The following is a 9,037-nucleotide window of genomic DNA, read 5'->3' on the forward strand; positions in this document are numbered from 1 at the left end:
GGGCCGCTCAGTCCCCACGGAATGCGAAAGAGGCGCTACGGCCCGTCTCGAAGAGCTGCGCCGCGGCCCCAAGGGCCTTGCCCCTCGCGGCCCCGCCACGGACACAGGCGTGAGGCGGCGAACGCCGCTAAAACATGCGCACGCAAAGCGGGCGGTCCGCCTCGTTCCAGCGGCAAGTCAGCGCCCGAAATCAGCCAACGTCAGCGGCTGCATGCCGTGCTTCAGCCGGGCCTTATCGCATTGCGGACTCGGCTGCCCGTTTTCCCACGCAGGCTGAAGGTCGTGGCAGGGCGACGGACGCACTTCATAAATGCCGCAGTGCGCAGCCACACCCACCTCGCCTACCAGCGACTTGCAGCGCGGCTGATAGGCGTTGGTGCCGTGCATGTTGACCCGGTGCGGATCGAGGTTCTCGGTCAGCGCCGACGGCACGATGCCGCCGGCGAGATCGGTTTCCATCCAGTGGAAGGCCACACGAAACGTTGCGCAGCACGCGCCACAGAGAAGACAGGGATGGGTCATACGTCGCTTGTGTCAGATCGAACCGGAGAAAGTGTTGCACTTGCCGATGTCACCGGATGCGAGACCCGTCTTGAACCACTTCACGCGCTGCGCCGAGGTGCCGTGCGTAAACGAGTCGGGCACGACCCTGCCTTGCGACTGCTCCTGCAACGTATCGTCGCCGATGGCGGTGGCCGCGTTGAGTGCCGACTCGACATCGCCGGACTGCAGCCACTGCTGGCGTTGCTGAGACTTGTTGGCCCAGACACCGGCAAAGCAGTCGGCMTGGAGTTCCTGCCTTACCGAGAGGCCTGTCGCACCTTCCATACGGGCACCACGACGACGCGCATCGCTCACCTTGTCGAACACGCCGACGAGGTTCTGCACGTGATGGCCAACCTCATGGGCAATGACATACGCACGAGCGAAATCGCCCGCCGAATGAAACCGCTGCTGCATGGTCTGGAAGAAATCCAGATCGAGGTAGACCTTCTTGTCGCCCGGGCAATAGAACGGTCCCACCGCTGAGGAAGCCGAGCCACAGGCTGTACGCACACCGCCGTGGAACAGCACCAGTTTCGGCCGCTCGTAGGTCTGGCCGTTGGCGGCGAAGATCTCGCCCCAGGTGTCTTCGGTCTCGCCGAGAATGGCTCGGACGAAGTCCACCTGGGGGTCGCTGGACGCCGCCTGGTGCGGTGCCGACTGCGTTTGCTGCTGGGGTGCCGCACCGGGCTCGCCCTGCCCGAGCAGAGCCGTGGGGTCTTTGTAGAACACCATGCCAAGGATAGCCAGGATGATGATGCCGCCGATGCCGAGACCCCGCCCTCCGAAGGAAGGGCCTCCGCCACCACCGCCTTCACCCGCGTCTTCCACGTTGTCGCTTCTACGGCCTTTTTGCCAGAGCATGGCGCCCTCCTCCCATGGGTGTGTCCCCGGAGCGAGACACGGTCGGCATGATCGCATGGACCAGAACCGCTAGACTCGGCGGCTGAATACGCTCCTCCGGATAGGTTTCATGACCAGTCAGCTCCCCGCCGTCGTCACCCTGCTCACCCTGCTCCTGATGTTCGCCACCGTGTGGATGGTGGGCCGGGCGCGTCACCGCTACGGCATCAAGGCGCCATCCATCTCCGGCGACCCGGCGTTCGAACGCGCCTGGCGGGTACAGATGAACACCCTGGAGAACGCGGTGATGTTCATCCCCGCGCTTTGGCTGGCTGCCCAATACGCCGACCCGCTATGGGCCGGCATCGCCGGGCTGATCTGGCTCGTCGGCCGCGTCTGGTACGCCTGGGCCTATGCACGCGAAGCCTCTCGCCGCGGCCCGGGCTACATGGTGTCGATGATCGCCTGGGCAGTGCTGATGCTGATGGCGGCCGGTGGGATCGGCATGGCCATCATGGAGAACAATGCGGCGCCGGCCGAGGAAGCCGCCGCTGGCTGATTGTGGGAGCCGGCTATGCCGGCGATGGGGTTTGCGGCAACCTGGCAATCGCCGCTGAAGCGGCTCCCACAGGATATTCCTCAATCCTCGTCGTCGCGGGCCAGTGCCAGCACGCGAACGCGCTGGATGCGGGCGCCTTCCATCGCGGTGACCTCGAAGGCGAGGCCGTCGGTTTCGAAGCGGTCGCCGGCGCTGGGCAGACGGCCCAGCTGCTGCAGCACGAAACCGGCAAGGGTGGAGAAGTTGCCGTCACTGGCTCCCGGCAGCCGGTGGCCGAGCAGGTGCTCCACACGACGCACATCCAGGCTTGCGTCGAGCAGCCACGCGCCGTCCGGCTCACTCACCGCTGACGGATCGCCCTCGCTGGTCTCGTCGGGGAATTCACCCGCAATCACTTCAAGCACGTCGGCCGGTGTCACCAAGCCGAGGATGCTGCCGTATTCGTCCACCACCAGAGCCACCTGCAGCGGCGCACGACGGAATTCGTCGATGAGGCGAAGGACACTGAGCGACTCGAGCACCGTGATGGGCTTGCGCACGACGCGTTCGGTTTCCAGGCGCCCGTGGTCGGCAAGGCTGGCGAGAAGGTCGCGCGACGATACGACGCCGACCAGTTGGTCGAGATCGCCGTTGGCGACGAGCATCCAGTGATGTGACGACTCGCGTGCCTCGGTCAACAAGGTCTGCAGGTCCTCGCCAGGATCGACCCAGACGATTTCGGTACGCGGTGTCATGATCGAGCGGACCGGACGCTGCGAGAGGTCGAGCACGCCCTGCACCATCTCCAGCTCGTCCTTGCCAAACACACTCGTGTCGTTGGTCTCGGTGGCAGGCGTGCTCTTGCCGTTGTCGCCTTCGTCGTCCGGCGCACCGCCCAGCAGACGCAGCACGGCCTTCGCCGTGCGGTCACGCATGATCCGGCCACCCACCAGCAGCGATCGCCGGCGATTGCGCCGCATGGTCTGGTTGAACGCCTCGATCATGATCGAGAAGCCGATCGCGGCGTACAGGTAGCCCTTGGGAATGTGGAAACCGAAGCCTTCGGCGATCAGGCTGAAGCCGATCATCAGCAGGAAGGACAGGCAGAGGATGACGATCGTCGGGCGCGCGTTGACGAACACGGTCAACGGCTTGCTCGCCGTAATCATCAGGCCCATCGCGATGACCACGCCGATCATCATGATCGACAGGTGGTCCACCATGCCGACCGCGGTGATCACCGAATCCAGCGAGAACACGGCATCGAGGATGACGATCTGCGCCACGACCAGCCAGAAACTGGCGCGGCGCGCGGCCTTGCCGTCGTTGTCATCGTCGGCTTCGAGGCGCTCGTGCAGTTCCAGGGTCGCCTTGAACAACAGGAAGGCGCCGCCGATCACGAGGATCAGGTCGCGCCAGGACAGGCCGAAGCCGTTCCAGCTGAACAACGGGCGGGTGAGCGTGACCAGCCATGACATGGCGGCGAGGAGGCACAGGCGCATCACCAGCGCCAGGCCGAGACCCATGAGCCGCGCCTGGTCGCGCTGGCGGGCGTGAAGCTTGTCGGCGAGGATCGCGACAAAGACGAGATTGTCGATACCGAGAACGATCTCCAGCACGATCAACGTGAGAAGACCCGCCCAGGCCGAAGGGTCGGCAAGCCAGTCGAAAGCGAACATGGGTCGGCGCGGAAGGCGCCCGGTTTCCTCCGGAAGGGACGCAACACTATACAGGGGGCACATGACGGTCTGTGCCAGAAGCGCCGTTGCGGTCGCCCATGCCGTCGGCTACGGTGGCTCATGCCTCACGATCTCTCGCCTTCCTCCGCTCCCCTGGACACCGCCCCCACCCCCTCCGACGTGCCGGCACGAACGCCCGGGACGATCGAGACGGCCGCGACCATCCTCGCCTACTTCGCGCTGCAGGCGGGCTTCGGCGGCGCGTTCGGGGGCGCCTCCCAGCTGATCGCCCGGACCTTCCCCACGGCCGTGCCGGACCAGCCCGATCGGCTGATCGTGGTGGTGATCCTTACGCTCCTGTGCGCCGCGGGGGTCGTCGTAACATGGATTGTGCGACGCTGGGCGGCAAAAACGGTCGACGGCGGCCGCGGTGGTCTCGGCTTCACCGAGCCGCCGGGGCGCTACGTGGTGATCGGCACGGCGCTCGGCATCCTCGCGCCGCTGCTGGGCGGCCTGCTCACGCAGTTCCTGGCGGGCGACCACGACGTGAGCCAGACGGTGACCGACATCGCGGATCGCGCGCACGTCGGCATGCGGGTCGCCCTGCTCCCGGCCGTCGTGCTGGTCGGCCCGCTGGTCGAGGAAGTGCTTTTCCGCGGTGCGCTGCTCTCGGTGCTACGCACGCGCCTCGGTGACGGCTGGGCCATCGCGATCTCCGCCATCGTCTTCGGCGCGGTGCACCTGCCCGATCTGGCTTGGCTCTGGTATGCGGTGCCCAACCTGATCCTGGTCGGTGTCTTCTGCGCATGGCTACGGGTGCGCAGCGGGTCGATCTGGCCCGGCTTCGTGGCCCACGCCGCCAACAATGCGCTGGCGACGGCAGGCTGGTTCTTCAGTACCTGAGGGGTCAGAGCGTCTCGAGCGATGCCACGTGGCGAGACAGACGCGGCCCGGCATAGCACTGTGAACCGACGGGAAGCAGCCCCACCTCGTTGAACGCGGCCCGGTACCAGCGGGCCGGTCGTGACAGGAAACCCTCGCGATCGCCACCGGGATCGTCCTCGCGTGTATAGAGCTCCAGGAAGGCCAGGCCTTCTAGCATTTCGCCGATACCAGTCAGGCCGGCGCGGATTTCCGCGGGCTTGAGGTAATGCAGCACATCGGTGCAGACGATCAGGTCGAAGCGGGTATCGAAGCGCAACTCGGCGAGCTGGCCGAAACGCGCATAGCCGATGTTTCGCGAGCGGCCGTAACGCGCCACGGCGTATTCGCTTGCCTCGAGCCCGCGATATTCGATCCCGGGCCGCATCTTCCGCAGGACGGCCCGCCAGGGTGCCTCGCCGCAACCGATGTCGAGAACATTGCGTACCGGGTGGCCAAGATAGAACTCGGCCTGGGCGAGGACCATGGCGACCTTGCGGTTAAGCTCGGCAGGCGAGCCCACAGCGTGGTCCGCACTCCGGTACCACTTGTCGAAATAGGCCTGGTCGTAGGACTTGGGCATGGTGTACAGCCGCCGAAAACGCCCATGTTAGCCGGGCCTACACTTCGGGCATACATGCCCGGCCGCAGCATTGGAGGTCATTGATCGAGGAGAACCCCATGCCCCGCATCCAGCTCCGCATTACCGGCGACCGCGACATCTTCGACGACGTCGTCACCGCCATCCACGGCATCGACCGCGTGGAACGCGTGGAAGAGATCGACGACTTCGGCATGGGCGTCCGCGACGATTCCAGCTCGAGCGAACTATCCGACGATGTCGGTTCCCGCACCTTCACCGTTGAGGTCGAAGTGCCGAACGATAAAGTCGGCGAGCGCGTGCGTGAGGTCGCCGAGGAAACGGCCGGCAACCGCGAGGCCGCCATCGAATTCATCGGCGACGACGAAATAGAAATGTAGGAGCCGATTCATCGGCGATCCCGCGGCAGCGGGCCAGGTCACAGGTTCTTGCGGTCAGGTGGCGGTAAACCTTCGGCGCCGGCTCCCGTTTAAGGTGTAGCGACACCGAAACCGGAGGTTCCATGCGAGCGTTGGCCGCTGCCGTACTGTTCGCCTTCGTCGCCTTGCCCGCCGCGGCGCGCGACGATGCCCTGTCGAAGGAAGACGTCGCCTGGCTGGACCGGGTGACCTTTGGTGTGGACTCGGCAACCATCGCGAGCTACCGCGACCTCGGTCGGCGGCGTTTCCTCGACCGGCAACTGCATCCCAAAGCCGATGGCCTTCCTGCCGACGTGCGCGCGCAGATCGACGGCTTCGATGTCACCAGGAGACCCATGGCGACCCTGGTGGCGCAGGTTCGCGACCAGTACCGCGATATCAACGCCATGCCCGATGGCGATGGAAAACAGGAAGCGAAGAAGGCCCTGCAGAAACAGGGCAACGAGTACGCGCAGCAAGCACAGGCGACCGAGTTGCTCTACGCCATCTACGACGAGAACCAGCTGCGCGAGCAGATGGTCTGGTTCTGGCTCAACCACTTCAGCGTATTCCAGCAAAAGGGTCGTGTGCGCTGGGTGGTCGCCGACTATGCGCAGAACACCATCCGGCCGCATGCGCTGGGCAAATTCCGCGACCTGGTCATGGCCACGCTGAAGAGCCCCGCCATGCTGGAGTATCTGGACAACGTGCAGAACGCACGCGACAAGATCAACGAAAACTACGCACGCGAGCTGATGGAGCTGCATACGCTTGGCGTTGGTAGCGGCTACAGCCAGGACGACGTGCAGAACCTCGCACGCATCCTCACGGGCGTGGGCGTGAACTTCGACGGCCAGCCGCGCAAGCTCAAGCCCGACATGCAAGCGTATTACGTGCAGGAAGGCGTCTTCGAGTTCAATCCGAACCGTCACGACTTCAGCGACAAGCTATTGCTCGGCAAACCGATCAAGGGCGGCGGCTTCGACGAAGTGGAGAAGGCCGTCGACCTCATCGTGAGCCAGCCGGCGTGCGCGACCTTCATCTCGACGAAGCTGGCGCAGTACTTCGTCGCCAACGATCCGCCGCCCGAGCTCGTCAAGGCCATGGCCAAGACGTTTCGTCACACGGACGGCGATATCGCCGCCGTCATGGACACGATGCTGACGTCGAAGGCGTTCACGGCGTCGCTGGGCAAGCGCTACAAAGATCCGACCCAGTTCCTTGTCTCGACGATGCGCCTGGCCTACGACGGCAAGCCCGTCGCCAATCCGCGCCCGTTGGTGAACTGGATCAACCAGCTCGGCCAGGCACCGTTCGGCCGGATCACGCCGGATGGCTGGCCGACCACCGATTCGGAATGGTCCAGTTCTGGCCAGGTGGCCAAGCGCTTCGAGATCGCGAGATCGATCGGTAGCGGCGCCAACCATCTGTTCGACCTCGACGAAGCCGGCACCCATACACGCGGCGGCTTTCCGCAGCTGACCACACCGACCTACTACGCGACCATCGAGCCGTACCTGGCACCGAAGACGCGCGATGCGCTCACCCAGGCCACGTCGCAGCAGGAATGGAACACCTTCCTGCTCTCGTCCCCCGACTTCAACTACCACTGAGGCCTCCCATGGATCGCCGCCAGTTCCTGCTAGCCRCCACCGCTACCGTGCCCGCCCTCATGCTGGGTGGCAAGGTGTTTGCCGCGCCCGCATCGTCACCGCGTTTCCTGCTGGTATTCCTCCGCGGTGGCTATGACGCCAACAACATGCTCGTGCCCTATTCGAGCGATTTCTATTACGAATCGCGGCCCAGCATCGCGCTGGCGAAGCCCGATACGGGCAATCCGAGAGCCGTTCGTGCTCTCGATGCGAACTGGGGCCTCACGCCGGCACTCGCCGCCTCCATGGGCCCCTTGTGGGATAAGCGCCAGCTCGCCTTCATTCCGTTCTCGGGCACAGACGATCTCTCACGCAGTCACTTCGAGACCCAGGACAATATCGAAGCCGGCGAAGCGGCAGATGCACGCAACTACGGCTCGGGGTTCATGGGCCGTCTTTCGGGCGTCTTGCGCGGCTCGCCGCCGATCGCCTTCACGGATGCCTTGCCGCTATCGTTCCGCGGTGCCGGCGACATCCCGAACATCTCACTCAAGGGCGGCAGCAAGGCGGTTTTCGACGACCGCCAGTCGAAGATTCTTGCCAGCATGTACGAGGGCACGTCGTTGCAGGCAGCGGCTACCGACGGACTGCAACTTCGCCAGCAGGTGTCGCAGGATCTGCAGACCGAGATGGTCGCTGCCAGCCGCGGCGCGGTTAACGCACGCGGCTTCGCGCAGCAGGGCCAGCGCATGGCCACGCTCATGCGCGATCGCTTCCGGCTCGGCTTCGTGGATGTGGGCGGCTGGGATACCCACGTGAACCAGGGCGGAGCCGATGGTCAGCTCGCCAACAACCTCGACAATCTCGGGCAGGGACTTGCGAGTTTTGCCGATGGCCTCGGTGAGGCCGAATGGAATAACACCGTCGTCGTCGTCGTATCTGAATTCGGGCGCACCTTCCGTGAGAACGGGAACAAGGGCACCGATCACGGTCACGGCACGACGTACTGGGTTCTCGGCGGCAAGGTCAACGGCGGTCGTGTCGCCGGTCAACAGGTCGCGGTGAACGCGGGGAGCCTGTTGCAGAACCGCGACTACCCCGTGCTCAACAACTACCGCGATGTGCTCGGCGGTCTGATGCGCCGCACGTACGGGCTGTCCGATGCCGACCTCGCCAAGGTGTTCCCGGGAGCGAAGCCACGCGACTTGCAGCTCGTTTAGGGCTGCCAGGTCTGTCCGTCGGGGTCGGTCAGCTGTCGATCCAGATAGAACGCCGCGCTGATGAACGCAAGATGCGTCAGGGCTTGAGGGAAATTGCCGAGCTGTTCGCCCCGCAGGCTCAGCTCTTCGGAGAACAGCCCGAGGTGGTTCGAATACAGTACGCCGCGCGCCATGATCTCGCGCGCCTCGTGCAGACGACCAGCGCGCGCCAGGCATTCCACGTACCAGAACGTACACGTGGTGAACGCACCCTCGCCGCCCTCCAGCCCGTCGTCGTTGCGGTAACGGAATACCATGCCGTCGTCGGTGAGCTGGTCGCGGATGGCGTCCAGGGTAGCGAGCCAGACCGGGTCGGTGGCTGACACGAAACGAACCAGCGGCATCATCAACAGGGAGGCATCCAGGTCGGTGCCGCCCTTCGCCTGCACGAAATGGCCGTGTTCGGGATGCCGGAAGTGGGTCCAGATGTCCTCGGCGATACGGTCGCGCTCGGCCGCCCATTCGACGATGGGACCGGGCAACGAGCGTTTGYTGGCCAGACGCACCGCGCGATCGAGCGCCACCCAGCACATCAGCCGCGAATGCAGGAACTCACGTTTCGCGTCGCGGATCTCCCAGATGCCCTCATCGGCCTCCTTCCAATGGCGACGCACGTGATCGACCATGCGCACCACGTGCAACCAGCCGGAGCGGCTTATCGCC

10 protein-coding genes are annotated in these 9,037 nt (G+C 65.0%); 5 read left to right on the forward strand and 5 right to left on the reverse strand.

All coding sequences use genetic code 11. The annotated features are described in order from the left end of the window. Positions 1-177: 177 nt before the first annotated feature. Positions 178-522, reverse strand: coding sequence for a YkgJ family cysteine cluster protein (locus AC1DT2_RS10555; RefSeq protein WP_477296154.1), 345 nt, complete (start codon positions 520-522; stop codon positions 178-180). Between the two features lie 12 nt (positions 523-534). Continuing rightward, positions 535-1,407, reverse strand: coding sequence for a KPN_02809 family neutral zinc metallopeptidase (gene ypfJ, locus AC1DT2_RS10560; protein WP_477296155.1), 873 nt, complete (start codon positions 1,405-1,407; stop codon positions 535-537). 109 nt (positions 1,408-1,516) lie between these two features. On the opposite strand from ypfJ, the gene AC1DT2_RS10565 reads away from it, so the two are divergent. Next, the gene (locus AC1DT2_RS10565) at positions 1,517-1,945 is read left to right on the forward strand and encodes an MAPEG family protein (RefSeq protein WP_477296156.1); all 429 of its coding nucleotides are present in this window, start codon (positions 1,517-1,519) and stop codon (positions 1,943-1,945) included. Between the two features lie 80 nt (positions 1,946-2,025). Here AC1DT2_RS10565 and AC1DT2_RS10570 read toward each other — a convergent pair whose 3' ends face one another. Further along, positions 2,026-3,603, reverse strand: coding sequence for a hemolysin family protein (locus AC1DT2_RS10570; RefSeq protein ID WP_477296157.1), 1,578 nt, complete (start codon positions 3,601-3,603; stop codon positions 2,026-2,028). Positions 3,604-3,723: 120 nt separating this feature from the next. Between AC1DT2_RS10570 and AC1DT2_RS10575 the strand changes: the two genes are divergently transcribed. After that, positions 3,724-4,506 carry a lysostaphin resistance A-like protein gene (locus tag AC1DT2_RS10575; RefSeq protein ID WP_477296158.1) on the forward strand — a complete coding sequence of 261 codons (783 nt, stop codon included), beginning with the start codon at positions 3,724-3,726 and terminating at the stop codon, positions 4,504-4,506. Between the two features lie 4 nt (positions 4,507-4,510). Here the strand turns inward: AC1DT2_RS10575 and AC1DT2_RS10580 are convergent, their stop codons facing one another. Further along, the gene (locus AC1DT2_RS10580) at positions 4,511-5,107 is read right to left on the reverse strand and encodes a class I SAM-dependent DNA methyltransferase (RefSeq protein ID WP_213948437.1); all 597 of its coding nucleotides are present in this window, start codon (positions 5,105-5,107) and stop codon (positions 4,511-4,513) included. 98 nt (positions 5,108-5,205) lie between these two features. Between AC1DT2_RS10580 and AC1DT2_RS10585 the strand changes: the two genes are divergently transcribed. From AC1DT2_RS10585 to AC1DT2_RS10595, 3 genes are all read left to right on the forward strand, one after another. Next, positions 5,206-5,505 (forward strand): hypothetical protein, encoded by a 300-nt coding sequence (locus tag AC1DT2_RS10585; protein WP_063572435.1) that lies wholly within the window; start codon positions 5,206-5,208, stop codon positions 5,503-5,505. A gap of 122 nt (positions 5,506-5,627) precedes the next feature. Further along, positions 5,628-7,136 carry a DUF1800 domain-containing protein gene (locus tag AC1DT2_RS10590; protein WP_477296159.1) on the forward strand — a complete coding sequence of 503 codons (1,509 nt, stop codon included), beginning with the start codon at positions 5,628-5,630 and terminating at the stop codon, positions 7,134-7,136. A gap of 8 nt (positions 7,137-7,144) precedes the next feature. After that, positions 7,145-8,335 carry a DUF1501 domain-containing protein gene (locus tag AC1DT2_RS10595; RefSeq protein WP_477296160.1) on the forward strand — a complete coding sequence of 397 codons (1,191 nt, stop codon included), beginning with the start codon at positions 7,145-7,147 and terminating at the stop codon, positions 8,333-8,335. Here the strand turns inward: AC1DT2_RS10595 and AC1DT2_RS10600 are convergent. After that, the coding region (locus AC1DT2_RS10600; RefSeq protein WP_477296161.1) for a glycoside hydrolase family 15 protein at positions 8,332-9,037 on the reverse strand (706 nt) is incomplete at its 5' end. The genes AC1DT2_RS10595 and AC1DT2_RS10600 overlap by 4 nt on opposite strands.

The organism is Luteibacter sp. P4_E6, assembly GCF_056401535.1.